The organism is Acetomicrobium sp. UBA5826 (assembly GCF_002433005.1).
GTDB lineage: Bacteria > Synergistota > Synergistia > Synergistales > Acetomicrobiaceae > Acetomicrobium.
Map to the genome: position 1 here is coordinate 64,554 of NZ_DJHF01000017.1, position 18,571 is coordinate 83,124.

Below are 18,571 nucleotides of genomic sequence, written 5' to 3' on the forward strand. Positions count from 1 at the left end.
TTAACCTCCTATTTGGGACATATGACTGTCTCCGGGAACCAACTTTTTCCAATTCGCGGGTTTTTCCCAGGCAGCCGTCAATATCCTGCGTTTTACTTCCTCTAAATCTCCCTTTCTTAATGGAGAAAGTAAATCGAATCCGCCGGCTGCAAAGAGACAGTTTTTCATCTCCCCTGTCGCGGTAATGCGCAATCGGTTGCAGCTATCGCAAAAATGGTGGGTTACCGCGGCTATTATCCCTATTTTCTGCCCGGTTTTCGAATTAACGTAATATTTTGCCGGCCCATCGGTTGCCGAAGGAGTTTCCTCCGCCATCTTCCAGTCTCCGGATGAAAAAAGTAAATTTTCTATAGTGGAAGCAGAAATAAAGGAGTCTCTAGACCACAAACCTTCATCGAGGGGCATGAATTCTATAAACCTTAGGGTAGCCCCCATCTTTTTGGCCAAATCGGCCAAGGACATTGCTTCCTCTTCGTTGAAGCCTTTTATCAAAACGGTATTGATCTTTAAAGGCAATTTCAAACAGCTCCATAGCGTTATCCCCTCAATTACTTCGTTTAAATTCCCGATCCTTGTTATGAACCTGAACTTTTCGGCATCGAGGGTATCCAGACTTACGTTCAGCCTTAATCCCAGATCTTTTATTTCATCTATATATTTTGAGAGCAGAGAAGCGTTAGTCGTTACTGCAAGCTCCAGCGCAGGAAAGGACTGGCGCAAGGTTTGCAATAATTGCGCAAAACCCTTTCTTACGAAAGGCTCGCCTCCCGTTAGCCTGACTTTTTTGACTCCGAGTTCCATTAAAAGTTGGATTAACAATCGTATCTCTTCATACGTCATTATTTTATCATGGGGTATCCACTCTACCCCTTCTTCAGGCATACAATACCGACAGCGATAGTTGCACCTGTCGGTGACAGATATGCGCACGTAGTTCAGTTTTCTTCCCAACCTATCTATGAGCTTCAGGGCCAACGGTATCCCCCCATTCTCTTAACCTTTTCTATAAATTTAGAATCGCTGACGGAATCGATGAGCGCCTCAATGCCGGGATGCGTCAATTCCTCTTCAGGAATTACAAGCTCGTAAGGTTCTTCAGTAATCGGAATAAAGTCCAAACCTAGAGCATCAGCAGCAAATTTTATGCCAAGCGCGACATCGGCCATTCCCCAGGCTACCCTACAGGAAGCATCGAGATGGGTCATCGTTTGATCCTCGTAGCCTTTGACGGAAGCACTCTCTATTCCCTCTTCCCTCAACAGCGAATCGAGCAACACTCTGGTCCCTGCACCCGGCTGTCTATTGACGATACGCACATCGCCACGTGCCAAATCTTGGACGGAACTTATCTTCTTCGGGTTTCCCCTTTTTACTATAAATCCCTGCTGACGATAGAAAAGCAAAAAACGCTTCCATTTATCGCTTATAGGCTTAAAACTTGCTATATAGGTATCGTTGTATGACATATCTTTCGGATCCAGAAGGTGTGCTGCCGAAAGGTGGGCTTCTCCTCTGGCTAATGCTGCCAATCCGCCCAAGCTTCCGACAGACCTAATTACCAAATCAGCACCTCTTTTTCTAACAAATGAGACCAACTGGGCCACTGCCGGGTCATCGGAGCCTTGAAATAAAACGCGCTTTTCCCACAGTACCTCTTTTGTTAACCTGACTTCAATTTCCTTGCCTTTAGGACATTCGTAGAGCTTTGGTGGTATTAAAGCAAAACCATCCGAATCGGCTGTCGCTCTCATGGAACTTGATCCCCCGGAAATAGGCCACGAGTACTTTTTGTCCCTTAGCCTGATAACCTTCACTCTCAGCCATTCGCTTATCCCCTGTGGGGATGAATGAGATATAAGAAGAGGCAGGCTAAACTTTTCCCTTACAACCATGGCTTCGTCCAAAATTTTATTCTCGTCAAAATTTCCCTTCATCAACAATTGCAACAAAGGATAGACAACGCTCCAAGCAACAACCATTGTTGACATCGGAAACCCCGGCATTCCCACCACAGGTTTGTCTTTTACTGTACCAAGCAAAGCTGGCCTTCCGGGTCGCATTAAAACCCAATGAAAGATAAGCTGTCCTTCCTGCTCTATTACATTTGCTGTGAAATCCCTCTTCCCTTTGGCCGAACCGGCGCCAATGAGAACCAAATCATATTTGTCTACGGCATCCGCCAAAACTTCCTTCAATTTTTCCGGGTCATCTTTTACGTGAGGGCCAACGACGAAGGGGATTTTCCATTGTTCAAACATTCCCTCAAGCATTATCGAGTTGCTTTCCATTACTTTACCGGGGGGCAAGCCATCGGGGCTTTCCTCGGGTTTCCTTGGAACGATCTCGTCACCCGTTGGAATAAATATTGCCCTAGGCTTGGAAAGCAAGGGCAATTCTCGCAATCCCACGGCATAAAATAGGGCCATTAAATTAGGATCTACCTCATCGCCAAAATGGGCCACAATTTGTCCTTTTACTATATCCTCACCTATGGGCCTGAGGTTTGCACCGGGAGGAACAGATATATAGACATATAGGTTATCATTTTTTAAAGATGTATCCTCCACCATCACAACCGAATCATATTGAGGCGGAACAAAAGCGCCTGTGTTTACCCATTGATATTGTCCCGTATTTAACGCTACAGGCGTGGCCGCAGTAGCCCTGGACGTAGAGTCAGAAGAGACGGCATATCCATCTACGGCTGATGCCGGATAGTGGGGCACATTGACAGGAGACGCTATATCCTCTGCGAGCAATCCCCCAAGAGATTCCGACAAGGGGACATTTTTGACTAGAAAATCCCGATTACCCCAATGTGCTTTTAATAATTCCCAAGCTTCTTTTAAGGATATATGTTCTCTCACCATAGAATAACTTCTATCTCCTCTCCCTTTCTAGTCGTCTCCCTATTGATGGGCAAGACAGCGAGTCCTGCTGTCCTTTTCAAGGCAGATATGTAACCCGATTTAGAATTCACAGGTACAACGCCGTCGAATTTTAATGAAACAGGTATATACTCTTCCACCCCACTCCGACTTATGAAATCATCAAGACATTTAAGTTTGATTATTTTAAAGTTTTTCTCATAAAGGCGAGCCCCCCCGATCATCATATCAAGCAATGGAAGCAAAACAACCCTGGCGACTACTGAGCAAGACAAGGGATGTCCCGGTAGAGAGATGACTAATTTTGATGATCCTTCTTTATTAATGCCTCCTATAAGGGTGGGCTTGCCAGGCTTCATGTTGATGCCTCTCACGATTAAACCGGGGTCTCCCAGGTTTTGGATTACGTCATAGCAAAAATCTCTACTCGAAACGGAGGACCCACCGCTCAAGATAATGACGTCAAAATCCTCTAAAGAATTTTCAACAGATTCCTTGAGACGACGAAAATCGTCGGGAACTATCCCTAAAAACCGAGAATGGAATCCGTAATGCTTTAACAAAAGATGAAGCATAACACCATTGACATCTCTTACACATCCGGGAGGAAGCGGTTTTGTAGATATATCAACGACTTCATCTCCTGTACTGAGGATCCCAATTTCAAGATCAATTACATCGATCTGTCTAACGCCTAAACCGCAGGCAGCCGGGATATTCTTAAAATCGAGAATGTCTCCGACTTCGGCTATAACATCATTTGTTGCTATCTCTTCTCCCCGGGAAATGACGTTTTCTCCGGGCATTACGCTTTTTCTTACCTCGATCCATGGGCCGCTTTCTTCGGTGTCCTCCAGCATAACCACGGCATCTCCATTGCAGGGTAGAATACCACCCGTAAAAATTTGCATTGCACCTTCATGAGGCAATGGCTCCTCAGCCACTCCTCCCATAGGAACAATGCCACACTTTCTTAAAAAAACGGGCGAAGAGGGCGATGCACCAATAACATCAGCACTTCTAACGGCATATCCGTCGCGGAGGCTCCTGGGAAAGGGAGGATGTGGTTCTGGAGCTTTCAGGTCTTTCCCCAAACGCAATCCACAGGCGTTGTCGATGTCCACTCTCCTCGTCCTCATTTTATAGGGAAAGCCCAAGCTATCGCATACAAGCTTGAGCGCCTCGGATCTTTCCAGCAATTCTTCCACAAAACCCGACATAATACCTTCCTTTTGTATTCTAATATTTTACTATTAACGTAGGCAGATTCATGGCTTTAAGGTTCTTTTCCAGTTCCTTTGCATCGGAATTATCTTTGCCTGCGTAAACTTGTACTCTATAGTATCGTTTACCGTTTACGACGGCTTCCGTTATGCGCACTTTATTTTGATATCCCGATGTTTCAAGTTTATTTTTGACGTCTTCCGCTCTCCATTTTTCGGCAAATGAACCTACCTGAACTCCCCAACCGCCATCGGAAATTTGACGATCCGACGGCTGAGACGTTTGAGATTGAGACGGCTGCTGTTTTGCAACTGTTTGAGATTCTTGTACCGATGCAGTGGAGCTATCGGTAGACGCTCTGGAAGAAGGGGTAGCAATAACGTTATTTTCAGGTCTTAAAGAAGGTTCTTCTATAGGAACAGAAGGTTTAGCTACTTTAGAAGCAGTAGAAACCTGGGGTTTCTCCTCGGATTTAGGGGTTGCAGGTTGATCTATAACGTTGGGAACTGTTGCTTGTTCCGACAACGTTTTTACAGGAGCGAAGAAAAACATCTTTATTCCAAGATATAAGAGCCCTATAGCCACCAACCCGATGAGAGGAACCATTATTTGGCCAAAAGAAAAAGTGCTCTGTTTTTTCTCCTTTTGCCTGTCTCTTTTCATCATTTCACTGTCACTCCTTTTGCATGGACTGTCGTCCTAAAATCCAAGAATTGCCGATTGCTCTTTTTGATCTTCCCTTGACAACGGCAAATTAAGAAAACTATTATCTTTATTTTTTTCAAAGACATCGATCGACATTTCGGCCTCAGTTAAACCATACCATGATAACACATATTCCTTAAAGGAACCCTTAAAATCAACGGATTTTAACGTTATTACTTTACCAAAGCCTTTTAAATTTTCTTTCAATATTTTTAACCTTCTCTGACCCTCTTTTATTCCTACAAAGGGCTGGTCGGAAAAGGGAGTGCCTGGTTTTGGGACAAAGGGACTTATCGATATGGTGGATTTTAATTTCAGCTGCTCCCAAATTTCTTTCGTCAATTCCGCAATGGCTCTGACGTCGTCATCCTTTTCATCGGGAAGTCCCAACATAAAATACATTTTAATCGAACTAATTCCATATTCTTTAGTCATTGCGAGCTTTTCAATTATAACTTTATTGGTAAAGCGTTTTTTTAACGAACTTCTCAAATCATCGCTCCCGGCCTCAGGTGCAATAGTTATACTTCTCTTTCCTCCCATTGCCATAGCCTCAACAACTTTTTCGCTCAAAGCATCTATCCTTAGAGAAGCAAAACTGACTTTCTTTTTAACGTTTGTAATAACATCTAGAATAAAATCTAATTCGGGATGATCGCCAGCCTCGGGAGTAACCAGTCCAACGTTAAAATCATCGTAATCTTTAAATTTATAGATATACGATGCTATGTCTTCTGCCGATCTATACCTCGCTTCTCCAAAATTATTAGGTACAACGCAATATGGACAATTTCTAAAACACCCTCGCTGCAATTCCAAAAGTAAAGTCCTTCCAAAGGCAGCCTTGGATGTCAACCAAAGGCTATGTCCCATGGATTGTGAAAGGTCTTCTACTCTTCCTCTTTTTCGGTTTAAATTATCGTTGTTTGATATAATTGTGCGGTTATGGATTGGCGGAACATATATGGATAAGGATGTCGAAAGGTCATCCCACAGTTTCTTCTTGTTGCCATGGTGCATATAGGATCGTATAGATGCGACTAGATGATCTATAACCACTTCTCCATCGCCCAAGCAAACGAAATCAGCTACTGCCGAAAAAAGCAACGGGTTTATATATGTCACGGCTCCTCCGATTCCTACAACAGGGCCGTCAATAGAGGCCCTATCGCGCCAATACATCGGTATTTTATTATAACGCAACATTTTCAAAACATTGATATAATCAGTTTCAAAGGAAACCGACGCAGTTATTACAGGAAACTCCGATAACTTTCGCTGCCCCTCGACAGATCTTTCCATCATGTCGAGAAAGAAACGTTCTACCCCAACGCCTCTTTTCTGTAATGCTGCGTATATATAGTGAAACCCCAAATTCGCCATGCCCACTTTATAGGTATTGGGATACATATATGCCCACAGGGGTGCTCCTCCTCTGGGCATATCCAAAAGGACCGTTTCGTCAAGGTTTACGTTTGACACTTATTATTCCTTCTTTTTCCTCCTGACCACTGTTGGAAGATCGAACGTATCGATCTGAACGCCGCTGATTCTAAACAAATCCTCCTCCGGCATTTTAACCTCGGCCTCCTCAAGGTCGATGCGAGGTTTTCTTTTGCCCTGCGTAGGCCTTCCCTTACCGGTTTCACCCTGAGAAAGGGTCGAAGCAAAGCCGGAAGCTATTACAGTAATTTGCAACTTGTCATCCATTTCTGGATCCAAGACATGTCCCCAAATGATTATTGCATCCTCTGAAGCAGCTTCCGTGATAACCTGGGCTGCTTCTTTTATTTCGTGAATGCCTACGTTGTTACCGCCGGTAATGTTAAAAAGAATGCCCTTTGCTCCCTGCATAGGAGTCTCCATTAGAGGACTGTTTATGGCTGCCTTTGCAGCTGTAATAGCCCGATTCTCGCCCGTAGCCTCGCCAATGCCCATGATAGCGGATCCGGCATTGCTCATTACAGCTCTAACATCGGCAAAATCCACATTAATTAAGCCGGGGCGCAATATTAGATCCGTAACCCCTTGAACCGCCTGGCGCAGCACCTCATCGGCAAGTTTGAAGGAATCTAATACTGCGACCTTCTTGTCGGATATTTCAAGCAGTTTGTCATTGGGTATCACGATGAGCGCATCCACCTTGCCCTGCAAATTCTTTATTCCTTCCAAGGCTTGCATAAACCGCCTCTTGCCCTCGAACATGAACGGCTTTGTCACTACAGCAACGACAAGAGCACCTACTTCTTTTGCAGTCTCCGCTACGACCGGAGAGGCCCCCGTTCCCGTTCCTCCCCCCATTCCTGCTGTCAAAAAGACCATGTCGGCGCCTTGTAAAATTTCCTTTAATTCATCAGCGGATTCCTTGGCTGCCTTAAAACCAATTTCAGGATCCGAACCGGCACCCAACCCCCTCGTCAACTGCTCTCCGAGCACTAATTTTATATCAGCCAGGTTCTGCTCTAATTGGGTTACATCGGTGTTAGCAGCTATAAACTCGACTCCCTTGAGACCACTTGAAATAATATGATTTAACGCGTTGTTACCTCCCCCGCCAACGCCAATTACTTTAATTACCTCTTTGTATTTGCGACTGTGGTTTTCGTTATCAATTTCAAATAACTTTGCCTTCTCAGCCATTTGGCAACTCCCCCAGAAAAAATCATTTAAAAAAGTTCCTTAAAAGTCCTTTTTATCGTGCTTAATGCCGACTTAACAGCCTCGAAAGGATGAAAACTTTCAGCTTTCTCCCTTCGCGCCTTCGTTTTTATTTGTTGTCCGGCAGAAGAGAAAGAAATAGAGGGGCCTATGAACTTCAAGGGATATTTCTCCAGGATGTTGACATACTTAATGATACCTGCCGTTGAGGCGTACTCACACCCGTTTCTTCCGGGAGGCATTTTTTGAGACTCCATAGGTCCCGCAACCCTTACTGGGATGCCCAGCACATCCGACACCATTTCTGCTATGCCATAGGTTTTTGCAACCCCTCCTGTTAGAACAACGCCGCTTGGGAGCAATATGGAACCAACATCGCGAAGCTCTTTTTTTACAAAATCCTCGAAGAGTTCTTCTAAACGATTATAAACCACTTCATGCACCTGTCCGGCATTGCATGCTCCCCTTTTACCTTGGGCAGCGTACTCAATTTCCTCGTCGAAGGCATCGACATCCTCCCCCAAAGAGACATGTTTTTTTATTTCTTCTGCAGCTTCTATTGGTATCTTCAGGACCCGTGCTATATCGTTGGTTATATGATCCCCGCCTATTTGAATCACCGATAATTTTTTAAGAGCTCCGTCTACGTAAATGGAAATGCCGGTAGTCCCACCACCTATATCTACAACAGCTACGCCTGACAATATCTCTCCGGGCGTCAGCACACCTAAAGCACTGGCCAGCGGCTTTACTATCAACCCGGCGACACTAATGCCTGCACGTTCTGCGCAATTGATAACATTTTGTACCGTTGCCGTTGGAGACATGATCGATTGAACCTCGACTTCAAGACGAACACCTGTCATGCCCAAGGGGTCGTCGATACCTCTTTGTCCGTCTATCGAGTACATTATCGGTATTGTATGGACAGTGCAATAATTGTTTGGCATGCTTATCTCAGACAACGAGGCCTCTATAACCCTTTGAATATCGGCTTCGACGACTTGTCTTGGAGTGCTGCCCAGGGAAATCATCCCCTTTGAGGTTATACTGGTGGTAAGGGCACCGCTAAAACAAACAAAGGCACGGTCCACGCTTATTCCCGTCATTCCTTCTGCATCCTCCAAAGCGGATGCAATGGATTTGACCACATGTTCAAAGTTGACGATAAGGCCCTTACGCAAACCAACGGAACGAGCCGATCCTACTCCAATAATCTGGGCTTCTCCGGTATGTCGGTCTCGTTCTGCTACGATTAATGAAGTTTTTGTCGTGCCTATATCAAGCCCTGCGATTAATTCAATCTTTTCGTACATTTTGGCTGATGCCTCCATCCCGTGACATCTACTTAAAAAAACAAACAAAAGAGGCTCATCTTGTCTTTATCACTATTTTATCTTTATATGTTGCATCAAGATACAAGACATTCGCATCGGAAGATTTAACGATTGTTTCAATTGCAGGAGATAAACTTTTCCATATACTTTCAGAGAATTCCAACAATATGTTAACATCTCTACCCATAGATGCAAAGGAAACCTCTGCAACAATATCTCCCGCTAATTTTGATAAGGCAATTCCTCTTATTTTTTCTACCCACGGTGTCTGGTGCATCTCCTCTATAAATTTTACCATTGTCCTAACGGGGAAAATGCTCTGTCGCACCTCAATGAGGTTTGTGGAATCTATATCGGGAACCAAAGGAGGCATTGTATCGTCCCATACTATGTTAAGCTCATTATAGCTCGGATTATCGATGCCACCATCTTTCCATAAAGGGTTGCTCTCAGGCCAACATAACCCAGCTGTCGTTATAAACCATTTCCTGTCACGCCATCTGGCGGCAAAATAGGGTTGCAATTGAGTCCACTGTAAGACCACCCTTCCCCAACCTTCAGCTTTCATGGAAATTTGGATGGGGTATTTTTTCTCCACTTCATTTTTCAAATGTTTATATTCAAAAAATACCAAGGGCCAAAACCTGGAAGCCGAACCTCCGGCCAACTTACTTGCCTCATTTTCTAACAATGAACTTCTTGGAACGACTTCGATATGTTTTAATCTAAACACATAAGATTGCTCTTCAATGCCGTACAAAAAACCAAAGACAACCGCTAGTATCATCAATAATGGTACGACTCTTATTTTGGCAACCTTTGGTTCCCTCAATATATCACGTCCATTGCATGGACACAGTTCCTTGTTTCTTGTTGCTTGAAGCGATCAGATTCAGTATTTGATTCCCGTATATATTCACGTTGCCGGCACCTAAGGTCAAGAGGATATCGCCAGGGAGTATATTTTCAGCAACTTTTGAAACCACCTCGTCATCGGAAAGGGAAAGGCAATTTTTATGGCCGTACTCACTTGTAAGGCTATCAACTATCAGGTCCGAACTGATGCTCAGTTCCAACTTTTCGTCAGCCGGGTATACGGGCAATATATACACCAAATCAGCCTTCATAAGAGCCTCGGCAAATTTCCTATACATAGCCTTGGTGCGCGAATACCTGTGTGGCTGAAAAATTACCACCAGCCTGCGGGATGGAAAGATGTTACGTAAAGTATCGAGTGTAGCCTGTACCTCCCTCGGATGGTGGCCGTAGTCATCGTAAAAATAGATATCATCGCACACGCCGAGACATTGCAGCCTTCGCTTTGTTCCTTTAAATTTATGGAGTGCATGTCGAATCGTATTGAAATTTATGCCCAATAAATCGCAAACAGCACAAGCAGCAAGGGCGTTCAACACATTATGCTCTCCTGATACTCTTAGGTTTATTTCGCCTATCTCGGCTCCCCGTTTGACAACGGTGAAAGAAACCCCCCCGCCAACGGAGTGATTGACCCCAACGGCACCCCAATCCCATTGCATTCCCCAACCATAGGTAATACACTGGGGCGCGAACTTTCCGGCTACCGACTGACATCCTGTGTCCTCGCCACATATGATAATCTTGCCGTCATCCTTGCGTTTTGATAAAAAACGGACAAAAGCATCCTGAACGGATTGAAATGTAGGATAAAAATTTACATGATCCCAATCGATGTTCGTAACTACCGGTATATAACAGGAGAAGAGCTCAAAAGATCCGTCGCTTTCATCCAACTCAGATACCATATAATCCCCATGCCCAAGTCTGGCATTGCCCCCTATATCCGACACCTCGCCCCCTATAGCGATAGTAGGATCGAGCCCTGCTGCATCCAAGACAGTCGCGATCATTGATGATGTGGTAGTCTTCCCGTGGGCACCGGCTACACCTATGCCTTTTAGTCGGTTGAATATCGAGCTGAGGATGTCTCCTCTTCTTGCCACATTTACTCCTGCTTTTCTGGCATAAACTAATTCATCGTTATCCCATGCGATCGCACTGCTATAAACCAGCATGTCCGGCCTGAAAATATCTATATGAGATGCACCATGGCCACAAAGAACCTTTACGCCAAGCTTCTCTAAATTATATACGTAGTTAGTCCTAGTTACATCGCAACCAGACACTTCATAACCCATCTCTTTCAACAAATGAGCCAAACCGCTCATTCCGGCGCCACCGACTCCCATCAAATGAAGATATTTTATTCCGTCTCCCAGAAGCATCTTTTCGTTAATATTTTTAAAAACACCCAATGGGGCCCTCTCCTTTCGTAGAAAAAGACGATACCACGTTCCAGAAACGGGCACATATGTCGTTCCTTTTCTCGTCACACATATTTTGATCAATACCAGACCTGCATTTATCCGATACTTCCAAAATTGCTTCTTCCAAAAGATTTAAGCCGTTCCTCTCTTGCCAAACTGTCCCTATTCCTGAACGTAAGAAAAGTTCTGCGTTTGCCAATTGATGGTTGTCCGATGCCTCTTCCCAAGGAACTAATACACTTGGTACATGATAGCAGATAAGCTCCGAAAGTGTCGATGCCCCACATCTTGTAACGACGTAGTCGGCCAGGGAAAAATGAGCGGACAGATCCCACGCTTGAGGCAAAACAATCACGTTATCGGAGATCCACCGTATACCATGTTTGCCTTCCGGTCCTAACAACATGAAGATATGATTTTTCAGGCTTTCGCGTTTAGCGACCTCAATTACGGCATGTTTTAAAGATTCTCCCCCAATAGAACCGCCCATAACCAGAGAAAATCTCTTCTTTGGCGGAAGAACGCCATCTCCTCCAAGCGTCTCCCATGCCTTTTGTTTTTTTATTATATTGAATTTACGAACGGGAATACCCACATGTCTAAAATCACTCTTTCCTAAGTTTATGCATTCCTCCCACCCCGTAACAATAATCATTCCCTTCCTGCTGCAAAGCCTGGTAGATTTGCCGGCAACAGCATTTTGTTCGTGAGCGATCATTGGCACCCTCAATAAAGAAGTCATTAAAGCAAAGGGAACCGATAAATAGCCTCCAAATAGAACAATGAGATCGGGTTTAATGTTTCTGACTATATTGCGTATCTTAACCAAAGAAAAAGTCAATTCTTTCCAACGGATGAAAGAGCGCAATCCCCTAACGCCAAGGGGAGATCCGGATAACGATAATGTCATGGGTTCTATGTTTAACGCATTGTAAATTTTTTGCTCCAGCATTCTATTTCCGCATAGATAAATAATTTCAGCGGGCAATTTCATTTCTTCGATCCAATTGCCGAAGGAGACTGCCGGCAATATATGCCCGCCAGTTCCTCCGGCAACAAATAGCATCTTCAACTTATTGCCCATCAAGACGCGCTCCTTTTGATCATTCTATTATTCTCGGCAGAACAGCGCAACAACAATCCTATTTTAACCCACGTTGCCAGCAAAGCACTGCCACCGTAACTCAAAAAGGGCATGGCCTTACCCGTCAAAGGAATTAGAGTGGTCACGCCTCCAACGTTGATAAAGAAAGGTATCAATATCGAAAGCCAAAGCCCGAAGACAAGATATCTGCAGTATCCATCATCAAAATCACGCCACATGTAATAAACCCTGACAGAGATCACGGCAAAAGCGCCAATAACCGCCATGGAACCTAAAACACCCAGTTCCTCGGCAGAAATGGCAAAGATAAAGTCAGTATGTGCTGCGGGCAAATATTGGAGTTTTTGTAAACTCCTGCCAAGCCCGACCCCCCAAAAACCTCCGTTTGCAAAGGCGATCAACCCCTGTATTATTTGAAACCCCTCGTTCAAGGGATCTTGCCACGGATCAATCCAAGCCTTAAGTCTTCTTAATCTGTAGGAAGCGTTGAATATCAGAATGATTGCTGGGACAGAGGTGGTGACCAATAAAATTAAGGGATATTTCCATCCGTACTTCATGATGAAAATCCCCAAACCTATTGCTAAGAGAATCATTGTGGATCCGATATCAGGCTGAAAAAGGAGAGGAATAGCACTCACGATCAGTACGCTTATCGTGCGCACGAATGCGCTTATTGGAGGTTCTTCATATCGAGATATAACGCTGGAGAGGTAGATAACGACAGAAAAAATTAAAAACTCCGATGGCTGAAAGGAGAAAGGCCCCAACCTTATCCATCTAGAAGATCCGCTTACAGACATTCCAAATGAAGGTATCAACGTCGCAAAGGACAATAGGAAAGCCACAATCCAAAGAAATGGTGCAACTTTTCTCCATATATCAGTGGGAACAGAATAGGACAGAGCCATTCCAGCCAGGGATACCAGGAACCACTTGATTTGTTTCATTCCATACATCCAAGGCGTCCCAAACTGCTTGATTGAAAAATAGCCCGAAGCAGATGTTATCATTATGATCCCAAATACCGACAGAGCTAACGGGATCACAATCAGCCACAGATCAAAGGCGTGCGAATTTTCTTGAGCTTGAAAGATATCTCTTTCGTTATCCATTTTTCACACTATCCGCCTCGACAATGGTTTTAACTATTCTCTTAAAATCCTCTCCTCTTTCGTGGTAGTTTTTATACATGTCCCAGCTTGTACAGGCTGGAGAAAGCAACACTATATCGCCCGGGCAGGCCATATTAAAGGCACAATACACTGCCTCCTCCATGGAAGACACAAGAAGATAATTGCGAAAACCTATCCTCTCCAGGGCTTCGGATATCGCTCCTTTTTCTGCACCCAACAAAACCGCACCGCGCGCATGCGCTTTAACAGCCTTGGCGAGTTCATCGTACTGCTCTCCCTTTCCCTTTCCCCCCAAAATAATAACCTTTGTGCCTGGAATAGATGTTATGGCAGTTATTGAGGAGGCTACGTTAGTTCCTTTCGAATCGTCTATAAAAGTTATGCCCCTTTTTTCTCCAACCTTTTCGCATCGATGGGGAAGGTTTTTAAAATCCGATAATAAGTGAGATGTTCTTTCCGCGTCACACCCCAGGTAGTAAACTGCTGCCATGGCCATGGCCGCATTTTCGACGTTGTGGCGGCCATATAAAGGCAAGATGCTATATGAAAAAAGTTTTATATCGCGGCTTCCTGTCCTTAAATAGGCTTCAGAATCGTGCAATATTATTTCGTCTTGTTCTTCACATTTGCCCTTACTGCAATCGGGGGCCCAACGCAAAACAGCCCCCCGACATCCATTTGTCCCTAAAAGTTCTCGGTCTTTATTCTGGTATACACAATATCCATCGGAAGAAAGAAGGTCTATAATACGCTTTTTCGATTCGACGTAAGCATTAAAACTTCCGTGCCAGTCGAGATGATCGGGGCATATATTTGTAACGACCGCAATATGACAACTGAACCGATTTGCCCAATGAAGCTGAAAACTGCTAATCTCGGCTGCTATGAAATCCAAGTCCTGTTTTGCAAAATCCGCCAGCGGAAAGCCGAAATTTCCGGCCAATGCCGTCTTGTAACCCAATTCAGATAATAAATGAGCTATTAAAGCAGATGTGGTGCTTTTTCCGTTAGTCCCCGTTACCCCTATGATTTTTCCTATTAAATAAGGAAACACAAAATCAAGCTCTCCTTGGATAGGCACCCCAGCATTTTTTGCCATCTCTACAGGCAAGCTTTTTGGGGATATTCCCGAGCTCAATACTACTGAATCGCAGTCCAGCATTTTATTCGTGTGGCCCTTTTCTTCCCACAAGATACCTTTTTTACGGTAGAGATCCCTGGTATCTGGATCGATCTCTTCCCGCTCGGTTACGAAAACTTCATATCCCAATTTTTTCGAGAGAAGAGCCAAAGACTTTCCGCTTATTCCACTCCCAACTACAGTTACTTTCATGTTCTAGATCACCTGCCGGGCCAACAATGCCATCAAAAGAGACGCTCCTACAAGGTGTACGAGCCAAAACCGTACTACGATATGGCCTTCAGGCCAACCGCATAACTCGAAATGATGATGCAAGGGGCTCATCTTAAAAATTCTCTTTCCGAAGCACCTAAAGGATATGACCTGCAATATTACGGAAACAATTTCTATGCCAAATATAAAAGAAACCGGAAATATCAATAATATGCGTCCTGAAAGAGCAACATTTCCCATTAATAAACCAGCGATAAAATGAGCTCCCACATCTCCCATAAACACCTTGGCCGGATGGGAATTATACCATAAAAAAGAAAGAGAGCATGCCAACCCAATGATGACGGATATAATACATGAATCGATATTCGAGATGAGTAGAAGTATGACAAGCGATATTGCCGAAGCCCCTGCAGCAAGTCCATCGAGACCATCGGTAATGTTCAATGCATTGTACAATCCTAGAGCAAAAAAAGCTAAAAATATGAAAGCTAAACCAGAAGGAATTGCAGGCAAATATTGAGAAAAAAAGAGATCGATCTCTCTGGAAGCAATCCATGCCCAGGGCAAGACAACGATTATCTGGCCAAACAATTTCGCCCTTGACGTCAATCCTTCACTCGATCGTTTTGACAACTTAATAAAATCGTCTACAAAACCCACTGCCGCACCACCAAGGGGCAACCACCAAAGGATTAAAGTTTCCATCGCATTCCCGCTTTTTACGTTTATAAAGAACGAGGCGATGAACGTCAATACGACAAATATAACGCCGCCCATAGTCGGCGTCCCCGCCTTTAGGACTAAATGACGCTCGGGGCCATAGCTTTTTGGTGTCTGCCCCCACTTAAATCTCAAAAATAACCCTATCCATATTTTTAGCAAGAAAATTCCAAGAACGACTAAAAAACCGAAGATCAAGAACAAATAATTATAATTCATGCAAAGACCACCAATCGTAAATGCGTTCCATTTCGTATGTCCTAGATCCTTTTACTAAAACAACGTCTCCTGTTCTCAAGATGGTCTTTAAATGGCTGACGATATCTTCCATATCCTGGAGACATAATACGTTCTTATAATTTTTGTTTATGTCCTTCCACTCGCTCCCATGTATCAACACCTGGTCAGCCGCTGCGGCAGCGTAATAAAGGACATCGTCATGAAAACGATTTGCGTAACTGCCGAGCTCTTTCATTCCGCCCAATACGGCAATTTTGCGCCCCCTTGAAGGTATTAGGCAGAGATTATCTATGGCAGCTTTCACGGATACGGGGCTGGCATTGTATGATTCGTCGATGAATAAAACTCCCTCTTCGCTTTGAAGTATAGCCCCTCTGCCTCTAGGCAAACTCATAAACAATAACCCCTGGACAATATCATCTGGAGCAACACCATACTCGCACCCAACGGCAAAAGCAAGCGATATTATAAGTGTGTGTTGCTTTCCCCATAATTTGCTTTCAACAGTTTTAAGGCCAAAAGGTGAATCTATAGTTATCTTTCTGAAATAATGGTTCCCATCCAAACGCAATGATGAGTCAGTGATTCTATAGATGCACGAAGGGCTCGTCCCAACGCTTATAATTTTAGAAGGTCGGTGTTTTAATTTATCGATACCTGAATTCAATATTGGTGAATCGCCGTTCACAAACAACAGTTTGCAGTCGGCGGTTACAATTTCCAGTTTTGCCCCCAAAACACCCTCAATATCCCCAAAGCCCTCTAGATGTACAGGTTCGACAGAGGTTATCACCGATGACGATGGCCTGAATTTGTTAGCAATCTCTCCAATTTCACCCTTTGCATTGGCCCCCATTTCCAAAACCAAAAATTCCGTATCCCTTGGCGCAGCCAATATTGTAAGGCAACAGCCCAATAGGGTGTTGTAGTTTCCTCTTGAGACATGAACGCGATATATTCTTTCCAGGACCTTGCCTATCGCTTCTTTGGTCGTGGTCTTTCCAACGCTTCCGGTAATAGCAACGATTTCTCTTAGGGACGAAAGCCCTGCAAGATATCTTTCCGATGCCTCTAAAATGGCCGCATCAGGCGAAGGGACTCCAAAAAAAGAGATATCTTTATTAAAAGAAGTAAACTTTGACATCTCCTCATCTTTAAGTATTACTCCCTTTGCACCCCTCTTTATGGCATCGCTTATGAATGAATGGCCATCGGACCTATTTCCCTTTAAGGCTATGAATATATCTCCCTTTTCGATCTTTCTGCTGTCCGTCTTTATTGAACAAGGCAAAGAAATATCAGCACCGCAAAGGCGAGTGCAGTTGAAGAGTTTCCCCACAGTCATAGCCTCAGGAAAAGAATCTGTCGGACTCATGAAAGTGTCCTTCCCTTTAGATTGCACCATTCCTTCAAGGCTTCAAAGTCGTTATAAGGTATCGTCCTGTCTTTGAATATTATTTGACGCTCCGGCCCCTTTCCTGTTACCAAAACTACATCTCCTTTACCCGCGCGATCTAACGCGAAATGTACAGCCTCTTTCCTGTCTATGATAGTCCAATATTCAGAGCTCCCGGGGGATGATTTTATTCCATCTGCTATCTGCATCGCAATATCCCTGGGATCCTCGCTCCTCGGATTATCCATAGTAACGACTATACAATCCGCAAATCGGGCGGCTATGCTTCCTAATATCGGCCTATTCTCCTTAAAACGCTCTCCTCCATGGCCGAAAACAAGCCAGACCCTCCCACTACAGAGGGGTTTGACTGTGGAAAGTACTTTTTCTAAAGCATCCGGAGTATGGGCATAGTCAATTATACATACAGGACCATCTTCTACAAAATACCTTTCCAGTCTTCCTGGAACGGGAGGGCAATTTTCTAAGCCCTTTCTGATCGCCTCCGCGTCAAAGTCTAACGACCAAGCAACGCTAGAGGCAGCTAAGGCATTCAATACATTGTATTCTCCCAGTAGAGGCAGGGTGACATTTTCGAGCGTAGAGCCGTCAGGGAAACTTATATCCACGATGATGCCTCTAATTGAGCTACTTCTTATGGAACCATAAAAGGCGTTATCTGCCTTTTGGCGCAGGGAAAAACCTAAAATGTGTGGTGCAAACTCATTTGCAATCTTTTCTCCATAAGGATCTTCGGTATTTATGGAAGCTTTCCAGTCGCCACGCATATATTTTATGAAGAGATCTCTCTTTGCACAAAAATAGTTTTCCATATCACCATGATAATCCAAATGTTCGGGGGTCAAGTTCGTAAACACCGCCCTATCGTATAGACAGCCGAAGATACGCTTTTGCTCTATGCCATGAGAAGAGGCCTCCATTACACATGCGTGGCATCTGTTATCTACCATTTTATTTAACAATGACTGAATCAACGGAGCTTGAGGAGTTGTGCGATCGGCATCCTCGTGGCTTTTTCCGTCGTTATAGACTATGGTTCCTATTAACCCGCATTTCATGTCACCTGTATCTAAAATGCTTTTGATAAGATAGGTGGTCGTACTCTTTCCGTTAGTTCCCGTAACAGCAATCATCAGTAGTTTGCTCGCAGGCAGGCCGTAAAAATATGCAGAAGCTAATCCGCATGCTTCCCCTGCATCCTTTACTATAAGTTGAGGTATCGCCAAATCATCAACCCTTTCGGATGTAAGTACAGCCACTGCTCCCCTCCGTTGCGCATCCTGTGCGAATTCAACCCCTTTTCTTTTAGTTCCTTCGAGGCAGCAAAAAAGAGCGCCTTCGCCTACATGTCTACTGTCTATGGAGATCTCTGAAATTTCATTCTCCAAGCAGTTAGCGCCCGCTTCTATTATTTTCTTCAGACATCGTCTTCGGAAAAGAAAGTCTGCCAACTCTTTGATCGAAACTTTCATTTCCAG

Annotated in this window: 15 protein-coding genes; all 15 read right to left on the reverse strand. The window is 44.2% G+C overall.

Going from position 1 to position 18,571, the window contains the following annotated elements; translation table 11 throughout:
• From moaA to B3N34_RS04785, 15 genes are read right to left on the reverse strand one after another with little or no spacing between them, the layout of a single operon-like run.
• Nucleotides 1–975 (reverse strand): GTP 3',8-cyclase MoaA, encoded by a 975-nt coding sequence (gene moaA, locus B3N34_RS04715; protein ID WP_213697942.1) that lies wholly within the window; start codon nt 973–975, stop codon nt 1–3.
• Nucleotides 966–2,870 carry a molybdopterin biosynthesis protein gene (locus tag B3N34_RS04720; protein WP_286975377.1) on the reverse strand — a complete coding sequence of 635 codons (1,905 nt, stop codon included), beginning with the start codon at nt 2,868–2,870 and terminating at the stop codon, nt 966–968. The genes moaA and B3N34_RS04720 overlap by 10 nt, the downstream gene beginning before the upstream one ends.
• Nucleotides 2,864–4,108, reverse strand: coding sequence for a molybdopterin molybdotransferase MoeA (locus B3N34_RS04725; RefSeq protein ID WP_286975379.1), 1,245 nt, complete (start codon nt 4,106–4,108; stop codon nt 2,864–2,866). Before B3N34_RS04725 ends, B3N34_RS04720 begins: the two co-directional genes overlap by 7 nt.
• A gap of 19 nt (nt 4,109–4,127) precedes the next feature.
• A complete protein-coding gene (locus B3N34_RS04730) occupies nt 4,128–4,778 on the reverse strand; it encodes an SPOR domain-containing protein (protein WP_213697939.1) in 651 nt (216 codons plus the stop codon).
• Nucleotides 4,779–4,811: 33 nt separating this feature from the next.
• Entirely contained in the window at nt 4,812–6,299 is a 1,488-nt protein-coding gene (locus B3N34_RS04735; RefSeq protein ID WP_286975381.1) for a B12-binding domain-containing radical SAM protein, read from the reverse strand.
• Between the two features lie 3 nt (nt 6,300–6,302).
• Complete coding sequence (gene ftsZ / locus B3N34_RS04740) at nt 6,303–7,457, reverse strand: cell division protein FtsZ (protein ID WP_213697937.1); 1,155 nt, start codon at nt 7,455–7,457, stop codon at nt 6,303–6,305.
• A gap of 26 nt (nt 7,458–7,483) precedes the next feature.
• Entirely contained in the window at nt 7,484–8,791 is a 1,308-nt protein-coding gene (ftsA, locus tag B3N34_RS04745; RefSeq protein ID WP_286975384.1) for a cell division protein FtsA, read from the reverse strand.
• Between the two features lie 55 nt (nt 8,792–8,846).
• Nucleotides 8,847–9,644 (reverse strand): hypothetical protein, encoded by a 798-nt coding sequence (locus B3N34_RS04750; protein WP_286975386.1) that lies wholly within the window; start codon nt 9,642–9,644, stop codon nt 8,847–8,849.
• A gap of 4 nt (nt 9,645–9,648) precedes the next feature.
• The gene (gene murC / locus B3N34_RS04755) at nt 9,649–11,106 is read right to left on the reverse strand and encodes a UDP-N-acetylmuramate--L-alanine ligase (protein ID WP_273702080.1); all 1,458 of its coding nucleotides are present in this window, start codon (nt 11,104–11,106) and stop codon (nt 9,649–9,651) included.
• Nucleotides 11,093–12,202, reverse strand: a complete 1,110-nt coding sequence (locus B3N34_RS04760) for a UDP-N-acetylglucosamine--N-acetylmuramyl-(pentapeptide) pyrophosphoryl-undecaprenol N-acetylglucosamine transferase (protein WP_286975389.1) — start codon at nt 12,200–12,202, stop codon at nt 11,093–11,095. The genes murC and B3N34_RS04760 overlap by 14 nt, the downstream gene beginning before the upstream one ends.
• Nucleotides 12,202–13,338 carry an FtsW/RodA/SpoVE family cell cycle protein gene (locus tag B3N34_RS04765; protein WP_213697934.1) on the reverse strand — a complete coding sequence of 379 codons (1,137 nt, stop codon included), beginning with the start codon at nt 13,336–13,338 and terminating at the stop codon, nt 12,202–12,204. The genes B3N34_RS04760 and B3N34_RS04765 overlap by 1 nt, the downstream gene beginning before the upstream one ends.
• Nucleotides 13,331–14,692 (reverse strand): UDP-N-acetylmuramoyl-L-alanine--D-glutamate ligase, encoded by a 1,362-nt coding sequence (gene murD / locus B3N34_RS04770; protein WP_273003317.1) that lies wholly within the window; start codon nt 14,690–14,692, stop codon nt 13,331–13,333. Before murD ends, B3N34_RS04765 begins: the two co-directional genes overlap by 8 nt.
• Before the next feature lie 3 nt (nt 14,693–14,695).
• Nucleotides 14,696–15,655 carry a phospho-N-acetylmuramoyl-pentapeptide-transferase gene (gene mraY, locus B3N34_RS04775; RefSeq protein WP_286975396.1) on the reverse strand — a complete coding sequence of 320 codons (960 nt, stop codon included), beginning with the start codon at nt 15,653–15,655 and terminating at the stop codon, nt 14,696–14,698.
• Complete coding sequence (locus tag B3N34_RS04780) at nt 15,645–17,051, reverse strand: UDP-N-acetylmuramoyl-tripeptide--D-alanyl-D-alanine ligase (RefSeq protein ID WP_286975399.1); 1,407 nt, start codon at nt 17,049–17,051, stop codon at nt 15,645–15,647. The genes mraY and B3N34_RS04780 overlap by 11 nt, the downstream gene beginning before the upstream one ends.
• On the reverse strand, nt 17,048–18,565 hold the full coding sequence (locus B3N34_RS04785) for a UDP-N-acetylmuramoyl-L-alanyl-D-glutamate--2,6-diaminopimelate ligase (RefSeq protein WP_286975401.1): 1,518 nt from the start codon (nt 18,563–18,565) through the stop codon (nt 17,048–17,050). Before B3N34_RS04785 ends, B3N34_RS04780 begins: the two co-directional genes overlap by 4 nt.
• Between the last annotated feature and the right edge of the window lie 6 nt (nt 18,566–18,571).